The sequence below is a fragment of the Clostridium sp. HCP1S3_C6 genome, from assembly GCF_052066735.1.
Classification (GTDB): domain Bacteria; phylum Bacillota; class Clostridia; order Clostridiales; family Clostridiaceae; genus Clostridium.
On the sequence record NZ_JBQHRN010000005.1, the window covers coordinates 67250 to 84164 of the forward strand.

14 protein-coding genes are annotated in these 16915 nt (G+C 27.2%); 10 read left to right on the forward strand and 4 right to left on the reverse strand.

What is annotated here, in order from left to right; all coding sequences use genetic code 11:
- Positions 1-124 precede the first annotated feature (124 nt).
- Together ACTNAO_RS03190 and ACTNAO_RS03195 are read left to right on the forward strand one after the other, a co-directional pair.
- The gene (locus ACTNAO_RS03190; RefSeq protein ID WP_441025847.1) at positions 125-895 is read left to right on the forward strand and encodes a flagellar hook-basal body complex protein; all 771 of its coding nucleotides are present in this window, start codon (positions 125-127) and stop codon (positions 893-895) included.
- Positions 896-910: 15 nt separating this feature from the next.
- On the forward strand, positions 911-1681 hold the full coding sequence (locus tag ACTNAO_RS03195) for a flagellar hook-basal body complex protein (protein WP_441025848.1): 771 nt from the start codon (positions 911-913) through the stop codon (positions 1679-1681).
- A gap of 131 nt (positions 1682-1812) precedes the next feature.
- On the opposite strand, the gene ACTNAO_RS03200 is transcribed toward ACTNAO_RS03195, so the two are convergent.
- Positions 1813-3456 carry a putative manganese-dependent inorganic diphosphatase gene (locus ACTNAO_RS03200; RefSeq protein ID WP_441025850.1) on the reverse strand — a complete coding sequence of 548 codons (1644 nt, stop codon included), beginning with the start codon at positions 3454-3456 and terminating at the stop codon, positions 1813-1815.
- 206 nt (positions 3457-3662) lie between these two features.
- On the opposite strand from ACTNAO_RS03200, the gene ACTNAO_RS03205 reads away from it, so the two are divergent.
- Positions 3663-6209 (forward strand): calcium-translocating P-type ATPase, SERCA-type, encoded by a 2547-nt coding sequence (locus tag ACTNAO_RS03205; RefSeq protein ID WP_441025963.1) that lies wholly within the window; start codon positions 3663-3665, stop codon positions 6207-6209.
- A gap of 36 nt (positions 6210-6245) precedes the next feature.
- Here the strand turns inward: ACTNAO_RS03205 and ACTNAO_RS03210 are convergent, their stop codons facing one another.
- Together ACTNAO_RS03210 and ACTNAO_RS03215 are read right to left on the reverse strand one after the other, a co-directional pair.
- Entirely contained in the window at positions 6246-7283 is a 1038-nt protein-coding gene (locus ACTNAO_RS03210; RefSeq protein ID WP_441025851.1) for a PocR ligand-binding domain-containing protein, read from the reverse strand.
- A 219-nt stretch (positions 7284-7502) separates the two neighbouring features.
- A complete protein-coding gene (locus tag ACTNAO_RS03215; RefSeq protein WP_441025853.1) occupies positions 7503-7919 on the reverse strand; it encodes a hypothetical protein in 417 nt (138 codons plus the stop codon).
- 436 nt (positions 7920-8355) lie between these two features.
- Between ACTNAO_RS03215 and ACTNAO_RS03220 the strand changes: the two genes are divergently transcribed.
- The 6 genes from ACTNAO_RS03220 to sigF all read left to right on the forward strand — a co-directional run bounded on the left by ACTNAO_RS03220 (position 8356) and on the right by sigF (position 14421).
- The gene (locus ACTNAO_RS03220) at positions 8356-8622 is read left to right on the forward strand and encodes a hypothetical protein (protein WP_441025854.1); all 267 of its coding nucleotides are present in this window, start codon (positions 8356-8358) and stop codon (positions 8620-8622) included.
- A 470-nt stretch (positions 8623-9092) separates the two neighbouring features.
- Complete coding sequence (locus ACTNAO_RS03225; protein WP_441025856.1) at positions 9093-10043, forward strand: DUF4003 family protein; 951 nt, start codon at positions 9093-9095, stop codon at positions 10041-10043.
- Positions 10044-10174: 131 nt separating this feature from the next.
- A complete protein-coding gene (locus ACTNAO_RS03230) occupies positions 10175-12460 on the forward strand; it encodes an AAA family ATPase (protein WP_441025858.1) in 2286 nt (761 codons plus the stop codon).
- A 416-nt stretch (positions 12461-12876) separates the two neighbouring features.
- Positions 12877-13212, forward strand: coding sequence for an anti-sigma F factor antagonist (gene spoIIAA / locus ACTNAO_RS03235; RefSeq protein ID WP_441025860.1), 336 nt, complete (start codon positions 12877-12879; stop codon positions 13210-13212).
- 16 nt (positions 13213-13228) lie between these two features.
- Positions 13229-13651, forward strand: a complete 423-nt coding sequence (gene spoIIAB / locus ACTNAO_RS03240) for an anti-sigma F factor (RefSeq protein WP_441025862.1) — start codon at positions 13229-13231, stop codon at positions 13649-13651.
- Positions 13652-13668: 17 nt separating this feature from the next.
- Entirely contained in the window at positions 13669-14421 is a 753-nt protein-coding gene (gene sigF, locus ACTNAO_RS03245) for an RNA polymerase sporulation sigma factor SigF (protein ID WP_441025864.1), read from the forward strand.
- Positions 14422-14558: 137 nt separating this feature from the next.
- Here sigF and ACTNAO_RS03250 read toward each other — a convergent pair whose 3' ends face one another.
- On the reverse strand, positions 14559-15740 hold the full coding sequence (locus tag ACTNAO_RS03250; protein ID WP_441025866.1) for a 3D domain-containing protein: 1182 nt from the start codon (positions 15738-15740) through the stop codon (positions 14559-14561).
- Positions 15741-15887: 147 nt separating this feature from the next.
- Here ACTNAO_RS03250 and ACTNAO_RS03255 point away from each other — a divergent pair, with 147 nt between their 5' ends.
- Positions 15888-16805 (forward strand): DMT family transporter, encoded by a 918-nt coding sequence (locus ACTNAO_RS03255; RefSeq protein ID WP_441025868.1) that lies wholly within the window; start codon positions 15888-15890, stop codon positions 16803-16805.
- Positions 16806-16915: the final 110 nt, after the last annotated feature.

Sequence of the window (16915 nt, forward strand, 5' to 3'; positions counted from 1 at the left end):
GGGCATGATTTCATATAAAGTTGAAAATTCAATGAGTAATGCTGAAATAGAAAAGAAAGCTCTTGATTTGGGTATGATATATAAAGATGAAAGTAAAATAAGTAATGAGGGGAATGAGTAATAAATGTTAAGAAGTATCTACACATCAGTTTCAAGTATGATAGCACTTGAAAATAAACAAAATACAATAACTAATAATATGTCTAACTCTACTACAACAGGTTATAAGGCAGAAGATCTTTTAACAAAAAGCTTTAAAGAAGTTATGATTCAAAATAAAGATAAAATTCAAGGTAAAAGAAATGTAACTCAAAAGCTAGGTACAATAAGCCTTGGAACAAAAATAGATACTGTATACAATAAATTTACTCAAGGAAATTTACAGCAGACTAACAGAACATGGGATTTTGGTATAAATGGAAGAGGTTTCATAGCTGTTCAGGCTGGAAACCAGGAAGTTTATACAAGAGATGGAAATTTTGCTGTAGCAAATGATGGATATCTTGTAACAACAACTGGAGACAGAGTTTTGGGAATCAATAATGTTACAGGTGCAAAAGAGCCTATATTTGTTGGAAATTCTCAGTTTACGTTAGATGAAGATAAAAATGTAGTAGTTAATGGTCAAGCTACTAGTAAGCTTCTTACTGCAGATTTTGAGGATTATCAAAGTCTTCAAAAAATGGGAGATAATTATTATACAGGACAAAATCCAATATATAATGCACAGGTTGATGTAAGACAAGGATATCTTGAAGCATCAAATGTTAATGTTACTGATGAAATGGTTGATATGATATCAGTTATGAGAAATTTTGAAACAAATCAAAAGGTATTAACAATGCTAGACGAAACATTAAGTAAAACTGCTAATGAAGTTGGTTCTGTTAGATAATAAGGAGAGGATATTATGATAAGGTCAATAATGACAAGTAAAACAGGAATGAATGCCCAACAGGAAAGGCTTGATATTATAAGTAACAATTTAGCTAATTCATCTACATATGGATATAAAAAGATGACTGTAGGTTTTAAGGATTTATATCAGGAATCTTTAGATAGAAAAGGTTATCCTATTTACGATAAAGATGCTACTATGGGAATTGGTACAAGAACTAGCGATGTTTATAGAGACAATAGCGTTGGTAATTTAGTAACTACAGGTGTTTCAACTAATTTAACAATAGATGGTGAAGGATACTTTAAGGTTTTTAAATCTGATGGTACAGAAGCATATACAAGAGATGGATCATTTGTAATTGATTCAAATGGCCAGCTTGTAGATTCTTATGGTAATAGAGTAGAAATAGAATTTGCAAATGGAAGATCATACAATAATACAGTATTAAATGATAATAATTTTATTGTAGGTCAAGATGGAACTATATATATGAATGAGAATAATACATCTGTTGAAATAGGAAAACTTAATATATATACAGCAACAGGTGATAATGCCTTTAAATCAATAGGAGATAATTTATTTGTAGCTGCAGATGGAGTCCAAGTAAGGGAATCTAATGATTATAATATAGAACAAGGATTTTTAGAAGGTTCTAATGTTGATATGGGTGAAGAAATGGTTAATATGATTGTAGCTCAAAGAACATTCCAATTAGTATCTAAATGCATGCAGACATCAGATGAAATGTGGGGCATGATAAATAGTATGAGAAGATAATTAATAATTTAGAATTTAGGATATTTTTGCTCCTTATGTGGCAAAAATTTTAATTAAAAAAATATCCACAGAATTATCAAAAATAGTAGTTATTTTGAAATTCTGTGGATAATTTTGTTTTTATTTGTTAATTATCTGTTATTAATAACGTTAGTAATTGGTGGAATTACTTGTTTCTTTCTTGAAAGTACTCCTGGTAAGAAGGCTGTTTCATCTTGTAGTTTAACATTGAATGTTTCTTCTACAATAGATGTATCACCTACTGTTAATATTTGAGAACCTTCAGTAAGTATATCAGTTAATAGAAGTAATAACATATCATATCCTTCTTTTGAAGCTTTTTCATTCATGTAATCAAGCATTTCTTCTTTTAAAGGCATAAATCCTTCTATATCCATTGTATTAACTTGAGCAACACCTATTTTTGTATTGCATATGTTAAATGGTTTAAAATCTTGATTGAATATTTCTTCTACAGTTTTTCCTTGAAGTGAAGTTCCAGCTTTAAACATTTCCTTTGCAAAATCATCTATGCTTGAAATTCCAGCTATATCAGCTAATTTTTTGCATATATGTTTATCTTGATCAGTGCAAGTTGGACTTCTAAATAATAATGTATCAGAAATTATTGCACCACATAGTAGTCCAGCAGCCTCTTTAGATGGTCTTATTCCATTTTCAAAGAAGCATTTAGCAACAATTGTTGAACTGCTTCCTAAAGGTTCATTTCTGAAGTAGATTGGGTTACCAGTTTGAATATCTGCAACTCTGTGGTGATCTATAATTTCAAGTACGTCAGCTTCTTCAATACCATCAACTGATTGACCTCTTTCATTGTGGTCTACTTGAATTAATTTCTTCTTTTTATTAGATATTAAATGATATCTAGATATAGTACCAATAACCTTTCCGTCTAAATCTGTTACAGGATAAGAACTATATCTTGTTTCTATCATAGTATCTTTTATATCTTCAACTAATTCAGATACAGAAAATGATACTAGATTTTCCTTTGTCATAACATATGATACAGGAATACTTTGTACTATAAGTCTTGAAGCTGTAAAAGAATCATGTGGAGTACTTATAACATTTACACCTTGTTTTTTTGCTTTATCTAAAAGATTGTCTGATAAAGTATGTGAACCAGTAATTATTATTAATGAAACTTTTTCATTCATTAATGCTTCTTGGCTTTCTTCTCTATCACCAACAATAGCAATATCACCTTCATCTACAATACCCTTCATAGTATCTGGTTGCATTGCAACTACAGTAATTTTACCAGGAAATTTAGGATTTTCAGAAGCTCTGTAAATTTCCTTCGCAGATAATGTTTCTATAATATTATCTAGTGTAGTATTACTTTTTGAAAGTATTACATTATCCCAAATATCCATGTAAGATGAAGTTAAGTTAGAAACAGTAATTATACCAACTAAGTGGTCATTGTTATCACATACAGGAAGTGATTTTACATTTCTGTCTTTCATAACATGCCATGCTTTTTTTAGTGATATATCAGGTGAAACAGCTTTTATATTATCAATATCTAAATCACCAACTTTTAGCTTTACTGTTTCAAGATATTCTGGAACAGTAGCTTTAAAGTGGTTAAAAATATATTCTGTTTCACGATTTAAGTTTCCAAGTCTAACTGGAGTTGCAGGAACAGTTCCATCGATTTTGTTTTTAAATTCTGCATAACCGTAAGCTGCACATACAGAATCTGAATCTGGATTTTTATGCCCAGTTACATAAATGACGTTTTTCAAAATATTTCCTCCTTAATTATTAAGTATTTGCATTGAAAATACTTATTTATATTAATTTATTACTTATTATATTTTAATTCTAAATGAAGTAAATGTAAACATAATATAGACAAATTGCCCATGATATTTACAAAGTATAAAAGGTTAAATGAATTCATATAATCTATAAAGCCATTAATTAAGGAGGAAAAAATGTGAAGCAGGAAATGGTGAAAATAGGGCTTTCCACAAAAGAAGCTGAAAAATTACTTAAGGAATTTGGATTAAATGAATTAGAGCATGGAAAAAAAATTTCGCCACTATTTATATTTTTATCACAATTTAATGATTTTATGGTATGGGTATTAATTGCTGCAACAATAATATCAGGATTTATGGGGGATACTGCAGATGCAATTACAATAATAATAATAGTTATTGTAAATGCAATACTTGGTTTTATTCAGGAGTTTAGAACAGAAAAATCATTAGAGGCCTTAAAGCAGTTAGCTGCTCCAACATGTAAGGTTTATAGAGATAATAAACTTCAGGTTATAAATTCTTCATATTTAACTATAGGTGATGTTGTTATATTAGAGGCTGGTGATAGAATACCGGCTGATGGAAAATTTTTAGAACTTTCATCAATAGTTGTAGATGAATCTCTTTTAACAGGAGAATCGGTAGGGGTTAACAAAGATGTAAATGATAGTGGATTTATGGGGACAATAATACTTAAGGGAAAAGGATTATTTAAGGTCTCAAAAATTGGAATGAAAACTGAGATGGGAAAAATAGCAGAACTTTTAGGTACTATAAAAGAAGAAAAATCACCCTTAAAGCAGCGTTTAGAACATTTAGGGAAAATACTTGTTTTTATGTGTCTTATAATTTGTGCATTAGTGACTATTTTAGGCATATTAAGAGGCAATGATATTGGTGAGATGTTTTTACTTGGGGTAAGTCTTGCTGTTGCGGCTATTCCAGAGGGACTTGCTGCCATTGTAACAGTATCATTAGCTCTTGGAGTATCTAGAATGCTTAAAAGGAATGCACTTATAAGGAAGCTTCCTGCAGTTGAAACATTAGGATGTACTTCAGTAATTTGTTCTGATAAAACAGGAACACTTACACAAAATAAAATGACTGTAAAAGAAATTTTTATTGATGGACAAATATATCCTATAGATGGGGATTTAAAAGATAGTAAATTACAAAAAAATGAAACATACAAAATGATGAAAAAATCATTAGTATATTGTAATGACTGTAATTATGATTTTACAACAAAAAATATTAATAAGGCAGTTTTAGGAGATCCAACAGAGGTTGCTCTTATAAGATTGTTTTTTAATACCCCTGAGCATATAAAAAGCTTTACTGAAAATATTAAAAGAGAATATGATATACCTTTTGATTCAAATAGAAAAATGATGTCTGTTGTAGTAAAAGATTCTAATAATAAGATAGCTGGTTATGTAAAGGGGGCACCAGAAAAGGTACTAGCTAAATCTTCATATATATTAGAAAATGGAATGGTAAAAAAATTAACATACCAGAAGAAAAAACAAATTGAAACATTTATTGAAGCAATGAGTGGCAGAGCTCTAAGATGCATAGCAGCATCATATAAGCTTGAAAAATTATCAAAAGATAGCAAAATTTTAGAAAGTGATTTAATATTTATAGGGGTAGCAGGAAGTATTGATCCTCCAAGGAAAGAAGCTAGAGAAGCTGTTAGAAAATGCAAGCTAGCAGGTATAAAACCAGTTATGATTACTGGAGATCATAAAAATACATCCCTTGCTATAGCAAAGGATTTAGGCATATGTAATAGCAAAAATCAAGTTATTACTGGAGAAGAATTAGAAAAAATAAATGATGGTGACCTTACGGATAAAGTAAATAAAATTAGTGTTTTTGCAAGAGTTTCACCAGATCATAAACTTAGAATAGTAAAAGCATTTAAAAGAAATAATAATGTAGTTGCTATGACTGGCGATGGTGTAAATGATGCACCTGCTATAAAGGAGGCTGATATTGGAATATCTATGGGACTTACAGGTACAGATGTTACAAAAGAAGCATCATCTATGATACTTATGGATGATAATTTTAGTACCATAGTTTCAGCAGTAGAAGAGGGTAGAATTATATATGATAATATAAGAAAATTTATAAGATATCTTTTATCATGTAATTTAGGTGAAGTATTAACTATGTTTTTAGCATCAATTTTTACAATGCCAAATCCTTTAACACCAATTCAAATTTTGTTTGTAAATCTTGCTACAGATGGATTGCCAGCACTAGCACTTGGTGTAGATCCTGCAGATAATGATATAATGAGACAGCAGCCTAGAAATAAAAGTGAAAGTATTTTTGCACGAGGCCTTGTTGAAAAGATAGTAATCAGGGGTTCGTTAATTGGAATATGTACACTTCTTGCATTTATGGTAGGAAGATATTATAGAATGGATCTTGAAACTTGTAGGACTATTTCACTTGCTACTCTTATTATGAGCCAACTTTTTCATGTATTTGAATGCAGATCTGAAAATCATTCTATATTTGAAATTAAATTATTTACTAATAAATATTTAGTAGGAGCAGTTACTGTTTCAATAATTATGTTATGCTTAATTCTTTATATACCATTTTTGGGAGCTATATTTCATACAGTACCACTAAATTTTGCAAAATGGCTTATTGTAATATTCTTTTCTGGAGTAATAGCTTTTATTAATAGTGTATATCTTTTAATTAAAAAATAAAAGGATTGAGCTTGCTCAATCCTTCACTATTTATGTTTATTCCATTATTTTTTTTAGTGTATCATTTAATAATACAGCTTCTTGAATACTTGATGATACCTCTTCCATTGCCTTTGATTGTTCTTTTGATGTTTCAAGTGTTGATTGAGAATTAGAAATAGTAGCTGAAACTGTTTTTTCAATTTGAGTAGTTAATTTCATAATTCCATCAGCTGTTTCTTTTGAATTATCAGAAAGTTTTTTGATTTCTGCTGCAACTACAGAAAAGCCTTTACCAGCTTCACCAGCTCTTGCAGCTTCAATTGATGCGTTTAAACCAAGCATATTAGTTTGTCCAGCAATTGACTTTATAGCATCAGTTATTTTATTTATTTCTTTTGTAATAATACCTATTTCAGAAATTTCATTGTTTAAGTTTTCTTGTTCTGCAGCTATATTTAAGGCAGAAGCTGAAAGTTCTTCAATAGTAGCAGATGTCTGCATAAAAGTATTTGATAAATTCTTTGCAACTAAATCTAATTTTATTTTTGTAAATCCATCTTTAACCATTGTATTTATTACAGTAAATAATACATCAGCAGCAGCTTGTATGTTGCGCATGTTTACAATATCAACTTCATTAAGTGCATTAACCATTCCTTTTGCATCATTACCAAGTTCATTTGCAAGGCTTATACAACTTGATTCATTTGGAGATTCTGTTAAAACTTGTCCGCCAAGAATTGTAGCAATTAGATTATTCTTTATTATAATTGGTACAGCAAAATCTATTAATCCTGAAGGACATTTACCTATAAAAGGTCTGCCAATTTTTGCTGCTTCTTCACCCATTCTTTTATGAGAATTTGCACATCTGCTTTCACCTTTTGATGTACTTTGTATAAATTTACTGCAATATCTAGTGTATGAACTTGGTTTAGTAATTGGATCACCATTTTTATCTACAGTAACGCTTGCACAATTAAATGCTATAGCAAAATCATCTTGGAACTTTTGTAACATTTGTAAATCAATTAAATCTTCAAGCTCTAATAAGTTAAGATCTATTGCATTGTTTTCTAATAATTTTATCATAAATATGCACCCCTTAAAATTAATTCTAAATTCAATTATATTTATTTTATTCAAAAAAAGCTTTACAATGTTTATATGCTCTTATGAACAGATTACTTTATTATCGAAGACGAAATAAAAAACTTTACATAATTCAATGAAGTTAATAAAAAGTTAAAAATATTTAGAAAATAGGAGTTACAGAAAATGATTTATCATTTTCTGTAGCTCCTAAAAAAATTATTTAGAATATCTCATTCTATTTGCTTGTTGTCTTGATTTTTTTATTTGAGAATGGTCAATTGGAATTAAATCTTTCTTTGTAGTTGTATTTAATATATTTTGAATCATAACTATATCTTCATCTTTTTTGCCTTTAACACCTTTAAGCCCCATTATAATTAGTTTATGACCATTTTTTATAGGAATAAAGTCAACTTTTTTAAACCATCTCATTTTTTTGTATCTACATTTTACTACAGCTCTGCCAACTTCAGGTTTTATAATCATATCTACAACTAATCTGTGAAAAATAATATAGTTTTTTTCTGTAAATTTTATAGACATACAAGTACCAGATACACTTGTAATTCTGTCACCATATTTTTCAAAATAAGTATCTCTAAAATATTTATCAAATTTATCTTTAAAAGCCATGGTATATCTCCTTTATATTAAAATTTATAAATAATAAATATTATATCATACATTGTTTTCTTTTGGTATAAGACTATAGACATTTTAGTTATGTAAAAGATTTAATGAATAAAAATATAAATTTATAAATATATATATTATAGAAATTATATTTTATAGCATAAATTGGGGTGAGTAATAATGGTTCAATATATAATATGTTCTTTAACATTTATTATATTAAGCTTTATTTTATTATATAAAATATTAAAATGCAGAAATTTAATAGAAAATGCTATTTATTTTGACTTAATATTTTTAATAACTTCATTGTTATTTATAATGTATGGAAATTATGAAGGAAGAATTATATATATTTATATTGGAATGGCTATTATTTTAGGCAAATCAATAATATTATTTTTTTATTTAAATATAAAATTTAGGAGGAAATAGTATGATATCTGTTATGCTTTTATATATTGGTATTTTTATTCTTAGTTTGGGTATATTTGAAATAATTAAACAAAAAAAGAAAAAAAGCAGCTTAGTGTCATCTTTTAAAATAATAAGAATATCTATTTTTCTTATAAATATATCATATATTATATATAGTTTGCTAAGTAGAAATGGATTATTTATGTATGGAATTATTATTTTAATATGTATAAATATTTGCGAATATGCATGTATAAAACGTATACTTAATGTATATAACAAATAAAAATAGCATATTTTTAACAAATAGTTCATAGAATCTTTCAAAAAGAATTTTAAATAATGAGCAAGACGTAGAAGTAAACTTAGATATTTAGCTATTTTAATAAATGTTTTTTTTGAAAATTAAAAAAAATGTCATATTACAAAATATTCAAATATTCGTCATACATAAGTAACAAAAAGTTGCTATAATAAACTCATAGAAAAAAATTTATATTTTTTTTTATAACCCCTTGTAACAACTCATACTGAATTCTTGTATGAGAACCCAAAGCAATATCCCCCAAATTTTGCTTTGGGTTTTTTCATGTTCGAAATGCCATATATTTGTCATAAAAATAAAATATAATAAAAATATAAGGAAGAAAAACATTAATTAGGATGAAAATCTTATAATGTTTACATATTTATTGTATAATAATTATGATGCTATTAATATTAAAAATAGTGTATATTTTGAAAAGAGGGATGAGTATGGAGATGATTTTAAAAGAGGCTTGTGATTTAGTTGTTAATAATTACAGAAAGCTTAAAGATTCATTAAGATACGATGGGGATTTACTTAATCATTTTGGTTCATTAGTAATAAGTAATAAAAGTACAGATGAAAGTATTTTAAAAATAAAAAATATAAGAACAATAATAAAAAATAAAACACCAAGAATGTCAGAATTTAGAGGCGATATACTTTATATGGTTTCTATATTAATAAGCAAGGAGCCTAATGTAGACGAATACATAGAAGAAATATTAAAAGTATATGATGATATGTTACAGTATGGATTTACTGAAAGTCCACATCTTGTTTTATCAGCATATGCAATAGTAAAGCATGGAAATGTACATGAGTTGGATTTAATAATGAAAAACATGATGGAAATTTATAAAGTTATGAAGGTTAATTATAAAGATATAACAAATGAAGAAGATTATTTAGAATGTGCACTTCTTGCATTAAATGGTATAGATAAAGAAAAAAGTATATTATATATGGAAAAATGGTTTAATTCTGTTGTAAAGCTTAATATGTTTTCAAAAAATGGTGTTCAAGGATTAACTTTAGCTCTTTTATTAAATCATAATAATCCTGAATTTAATCTTGTTTCACAATTTTTAAAGGAATTCCAAAATAAAGATATAAAAATAAGTCATCAGGTTTTGGCATTACTTGGAATTGCAGCAGGTGAAGAGGAGCCTAATGCATATGTAAAAAAAGTGAAAAGTGTTATAGAGTATCTTTGTGATCAAGAATATGAATATGAATTTTATATGGATAAAAGTTTTATAGCATTTATAGCAATAGCTTTAGTTGAAATAACTAAAGATGATAAAAAAGATAAATTTTTAGATGAATTAATATCTATGGTAGTATATTCCTTTATAACTAGTAAAAAACAAGGAATTGTATCTGAAATTTTAGCATAATTTTATTAAGAGTATCATTTAGGTTATAAATTTGGCCTGGATGGTACTTTTTTTTTTGTTTTGGAATATTTATATAGTAAAAGTTATAGGAAGTGAAATTATAAGAGATATTTGGCTGAGGTGAGTATGTAATGAAAAAGAAATTATCAGAAAATGAGGTTATTTTTCATTTTAACTTAAATAAGAATTATGGCAATTTATCTTTTAAAGATTTAGAAGAAATTTCAGATGTTAGAAAGAAAATAAAGAAATCAATAGATATTGATAAACCTGGATATAATTTATTTATAGTAGATAATTATTCAAGAGATAGGATAGAAATAACAAGAAAATGGATAGAAAATATGTATAGAGGTAAAAAATTACCCACAGATATTGTTTTGTGTACTTTACAAGATATAAACAATCCTATTTCATTAATATTACCAGGTGGTAAAGGAAAATATTTAAAAGAATCAATAGATGATTTGAAAAATATGTATTATAATGTGTCATTAGATTTTTATGAATTATCTGCAAATTCTGAAAGAGATAAAATACTTGAAGAAATTGAAAGAAAACAAAATGAATATATTGATAAGCTTATAGATTTTTCTAAAAAAGAAGGATTTGATGTAAAGGCATCTAAGGATGGTTTTGCCTTTGTTCCCATAACAGATAAAGGAGAAATGACAGAAAGTGAATATGAAGGTCTTACCTGCAAAGAAAAAGAGCTTATTACAGAAGGTGCCCTTAATTTAAAAAATAAGGCACAAGTAATTATTGAAAAATTAAAAGAAATTGAAATTAAATATAATGATAAATTGAAGGAAATATATTTAGAGCATATTATGTGTGAAATGTATGAGCAAAAGGAAAATACCATAATTAAATTTATAGATTGTATTGAAGCATCTAAATATATTGAGAATTTGTGCAATTGTATAGAAAAGGATTTAGTAAATTCATATAATTGTAGTGAATCTTATGAATTTGAAAAGGGTATTGATAATGTATTAAATAAGTATACTATAAGTATACTTGTAAATAACAAAGATACAGATATTCCTAAAGTTATATATGAAGAAGAACCTACAATAAATAATTTATTTGGTTATATAGAGTATGAAAGTGAAGAAGGTGTATATACATCAAAATTGTCATCAGTATATCCAGGATCAATTTTAAGAGCTAATAACGGTTGTTTAATAATAAGATTATCAAGTCTTATAGAAAATCCATTAAGTTATAATATGTTAAAAAAATCACTAATAAAAGGTAGTGTTACTATAGATAGTAACAAAAACTATTTAGATATATTACCCATTACTGGGCTTAAGATTAAGGATATTAAAGTAAATACAAAAATAATTTTAATTGGAGATTTATCAAGCTATAATATTTTGTACAGTGTTGATGAAGATTTTAGAAATTTATTTAAAATGAAAATAGAATATCCTAAGGAAGTTAAAGTAAGAAAGGGCATATTTGAAATATTAAGAAATTATATAATAAATAAATGCGAAAAGCTTAAGCTTTTAAAAATAGATGAAGATGCAGTGGTTGAAGTTATAAAATATTTATCAAGGATTAGTGGTAATAGAAATAAAGTAAATATAGACTTAGAAGAAATAAATAAAATAATAATTATTGCAAGTGCAGAAGCTAAAACTAATAATAAATTGAAAATAACAAAGGATGAAATAAATAAAATATTATATGAAGATGAATTTTACAGTGAAAAAATAGATGATTTTTATAGAGAAAATAAAATTATCCTACCATTATCAGATAAATTAATAGGCTCTGTAAATGGTCTTGCTGTAATTGATACTGGATATTTTTCTTGTGGCAAGATTATTAGAATTACAGGAGTGTGCTCAAAAGGCAGTGGCAAAATAATAGATACTCATAAAGAATGTAATATGTCAGGTAAAATTCATGAAAAATCTTTAAGTATTCTCTCTGGACTTCTTAATGGACTTATAAATCCATATAATAAAATTCAAGTTGATTTTCATTTAAGCTTTGAACAAGTATATGGTGAGATAGATGGAGATAGTGCATCAGTTGCAGAAATGATATGCATGTTATCAGCTCTTAGTAAGCTTTCTGTAAAGCAAAATATAGCTGTTACAGGATCTCTTAATCAGTTTGGAGAAGTACAGCCAATAGGTGGTATAAACGAAAAGATAGAAGGCTTTTATAAAATATCATCTATGTATAACAAAAATAAGGTAGCTGTTGTAATTCCAGCTTTAAATAAAGATGAAATTGTACTAAACTCTGAGCTTGAAGATGCTGTTAGAAATAATAAAATAGAGATTTATACAATGGAAACTATTGAAGATGCTATAGAGATAATGATTCTTGATGGAAAAATGTCCATGAAAGAATTTTGGAAAATAGTAAATGATGAAGTTAAAAAATTTAGCTGAGAAATTAATAATTAATAATTAATAATTAAGTGGCTTTTACGCTTTGCTTAAAAGCCAATCTCCATAGGAGATAATTAATAATTATTATATTTAGGTCCAAAGCATTTATGCTATTAGATCTTATGTAAAATTTTGTGTAGGCTTTGAAGCTGTAGCTTGTCTACCCATACAATATAAAATTTAAATTTTTACGACGAAGAAGTAAAAATATCCTAAATTCTTAATTATTAATCCTTAATTATTAATTAACCAAAGCTGTAAGTGATGAAAAATAGAAAATGAAATGAAGCAAATATTTTAAACCACCCTTAAAAAGGAAGGAGCAAATATTTTAGACCACACTAAAAAAGTAGTTGACACTAAATTTTAATTTATGGTAAAATGTGGAAGAGGATTTATAGGAGGTGTGGTCAAATTTGTTCGTTAAATTTGAAGAAATAAAAAGCACTTTAATTGTCTATTTAGCTGGGGAGCTAGATCATCACAATGCTGAAGAAATAAGAGTGAAAATTGATGATAAAATAGACACAAATCAAATTAATAAGGTAATTCTAGATTTTTCTGAGGTTACATTTATGGATAGTTCGGGGATTGGTGTTATAGTTGGCAGATTAAAGAAGGTAACATCAAGGGATGGAAAAATGTGCATAACAAATATAAATAGTAGGGTTTACAGAGTTTTTGAATTGTCAGGACTATTTAAAATAATAAAGAGTTATAATAGCGTAAGAGAAGCATTAAAGAATATTTAGTGGAGGTTAGAAAAAGGTGTACGATAATAAAGTTAAAATTGAACTTCAAAGTAAATCTAAAAATGAAGGTTTTGCACGTGTTGCAATTTCTGCATTTGTTGCACAATTAGATCCAACTATAGAAGAAATAACAGATGTAAAAACAGCTATATCAGAAGCTGTTACTAATTCTATAATACATGGATATGATGGAAGAGATGATGGAACTATAATTATTGAAGCAGCAATAAAGAAGAGGAAAGTATTTATATCTGTAATAGATTATGGAAAAGGAATCGAAAATATTCATAAAGCTATGGAACCATTATACACATCAAGACCAGATTTAGAAAGATCAGGAATGGGATTTACAGTAATGGAAAGTTTTATGGATACAGTATCTGTTGAAAGTTCTGTTGGCGATGGTACTAAGGTATTAATGACAAAAACTTTTAATTAATTGCATAGGGGAATAATATGGAAAAAGGGAATGTAAATAGAGAGGAATTTAGCTATGAGGCTAATATGCAATTAGTTGTTCTTGCTCAAGGCGGAGATGAAAAAGCAATGAACCAGATAATTGAAGTTAATCTTCCTTTAGTGACTTCAATATGTAAAAGGTTTTCTAATAGAGGTTATGAATATGAAGATATATATCAAATAGGCTGTATAGGATTGGTTAAAGCTGTAAATAATTTTGACTCAAAATATGGAGTTAAATTTTCAACATATGCAGTTCCTATGATAATTGGAGAGATAAAAAGGTTTTTAAGAGATGATGGAATTATTAAAATCAGCCGAAGTATTAAGGGAACAGCTAAAAAGTTGCATTTTGCAAAGGAAGAATTAACTTTTAAACTAAATAGGGAACCAACCATAGACGAATTATCTGAATATAGTGGAATTGCTAAGGACGATATACTTATTGCAATGGAATCATTAAATAGTCTTCAGTATCTTTATGATACCATTCATCAAGAGGATGGTGCACCAGTTTTATTAATTGACAAGATAAGTGAAAAGCTAGATGATAATGTAGATATTCTTGATCAAATAGCGTTAAAAGAGGCTTTAAGCAGTCTTGATGAAAATTCAAGGAAAATAATTATGCTTAGATACTTTAAGGATAAAACGCAGGTTCAGGTAGCAAAAATGCTTGGAATAAGTCAGGTTCAAGTTTCAAGAATAGAAAAAAGGGTATTAAAAATAATGAGAGAAAAACTTGAATAATTTTTTATAATATAGTGGTATAATAAGTAGAAAAAAAGGCTGTCGCACGAAAAATAGTGTGATAGCTTTTTTGTTTAAATAGCAAAAAGTACTTGTGATAGAAAACAAAAAGGCAAGCTTAATGCTTGCCATAGTTATTACCATTCTCCAGGATATGCAATAATATATGCAGTAACCATTTGTCGTCCAAAGCTTAAACAATCTGATTCAGAATTCATAAATAAATCTATTTTATTTCCCTTTATAGCAGAACCTGTATCGCAGGCAATGGCATAACCATAACCATCAATATAAAGCTTAGAACCAAGAGGTATTACATTAGGATCTACAGCTACAGAACTTATACCATTTGGAACTCTAACAGGAGTTAATCCCATGGCTGTTATTGTATGAGCAGTATAAGCAGTTGCTTCTAAAGATAATGTTTTCTTTGCCATAGATGTATTAAATGCTGCTATAGTATCACTATCACCTCTAGAAACTTGTGAAGAACTAGAAGAAGCGCCAAGTGTTTTAAGTTTTTCCTTTGCTGTTTTAATTGCATCATTTGTTTTATTAACTACAGATTGCACAGATAATTGAGGAAGCAATCCTTCAAGAGTTGAAACTGCCATTTGTAAATCACTTGAGCTATTTGAAGTATTAGCAACATTTATTTGGTTTTTTACTAAGTTATTTTCATTTTCTTCAATGGATGTTGAGATTTTTACAAGTTCTTCAGAAAGCTTTACCTTTTTTTGTGATAATTCATCTTTCTTAGAGTTAATACTATCTAAGTTTGATTGCATTTCAGAATGTAAAGATTCTAAATTTTCTTTTTCATCTTCAATTTCTTTTTTAGAAGCTTCTACAGTAGAAACTTTATTCTTTGTATCATTAATTAATTTATTGTCTAATTTAACAATAGTTTTTGCTGAATTAATTCTTCTTAATAAATCACTTAATGATTCTGATTTTGCAAGAAATTCAATTAAATCAGAAGAAGAGGTTGTACCACTTTTATACATTTCTCTTAGTCTGTTATCAAGTAAGTTTTGATTACTGTTAATATCATCATTAAGTTCTTCAATTTGTTTTTCAGTATTTTTTATGTTATCTTCAGTATCTTGAATTTTATTTTCATTATCTGAAATTTTTGCATTTATTGTTTCTATTTCTGTTGTAATTTTTGAAATTTCATCGTCTAAATTTTTTAGTTCTGATGATATTTCAGTATATTTTGTTTTACTATCTGATAATTCATCAGCATGTACATTTAATGGAGCTAGAGACATCAAAACAGTAGAGCATAATAAACCAATTATAATTTTTTTTCTCATTTTAACCGCCTTTTATATTCTTTTATTTGTAGTGATGTTTTAAACTACTATTATATAATAACATAAATAGGGTGATAATTAAAGTTAACGTTTACAATAAATTCATATTTTTGTAATTAAAAATAACATATTGTATAGTCTGTAAAAATGAAGTATAGTAGTCATGAAAATAATAAAGGAGTGATTGTTATTAGTAGTTTAGGTAATAGAACAAAAGGTGTTATATATATTATTATGTCAGCATTTGGATTTGCTATGATGTCAGCGTTTGTAAAGCTTGCTGGTGATTTGCCATCATTTCAAAAAAGTTTCTTTAGAAATATTGTGGCTGTTTTGGTGGCGCTTATTACAATAATAAGATATAGAGGAAAGTTATTTGGAAGTCTTGAAAATCAAAAAATATTACTTCTTAGAAGTACATTTGGAACATTAGGAATACTTTTTAATTATTATGCTATTGATAGGCTTGTTTTATCAGATGCTAACATGTTAAATAAGCTAAGTCCTTTCTTTGTAATTATTTTTTCAGCTTTATTTTTAAGTGAAAAAATTAACTTTAAGCAGACTATATCAATTATTATTGCATTTGTAGGAGCAATTTTTATTATAAGACCTTCAATGAATTTTGAAGTTTTTCCAGCTTTAGTTGGACTTTTAGGGGCAATATCAGCAGCTGCTGCTTATACATGTGTAAGAGCAATAGGAAATAAAGAACAGCCTTATACAATTGTGTTTTATTTTTCTTTTTTCTCATCAGTAGTATTATTACCATTTGTAATTATATACTATGTGCCAATGAGTTTTATACAACTTGTATATCTTTTGCTTGCAGGTGTATTTGCAAGTATTGGTCAATTTGGAGTAACTCTTGCTTATAGATATGCACCAGCAAAGGAAATTTCTATATTTGATTACACTAATATTCTTTTTTCAGCATTAATAAGTATATTTGTATTTGGAACATTTCCAGATGGATTTAGTTTTATTGGATATATTATAATATTTGCTGCAGCATTATACATGTTTATTTATAATAAAAAGCTTGATAATAAAGATAATTGTTGATTTTAAAATATAAAATACTTAAAAATTCAGATAAAAAGGATATTGAAAAATATAAGTAAAAATAAAAGGGCTGTCACATTAAAAAATAGTGCGACAAGCCCTTTTATTTT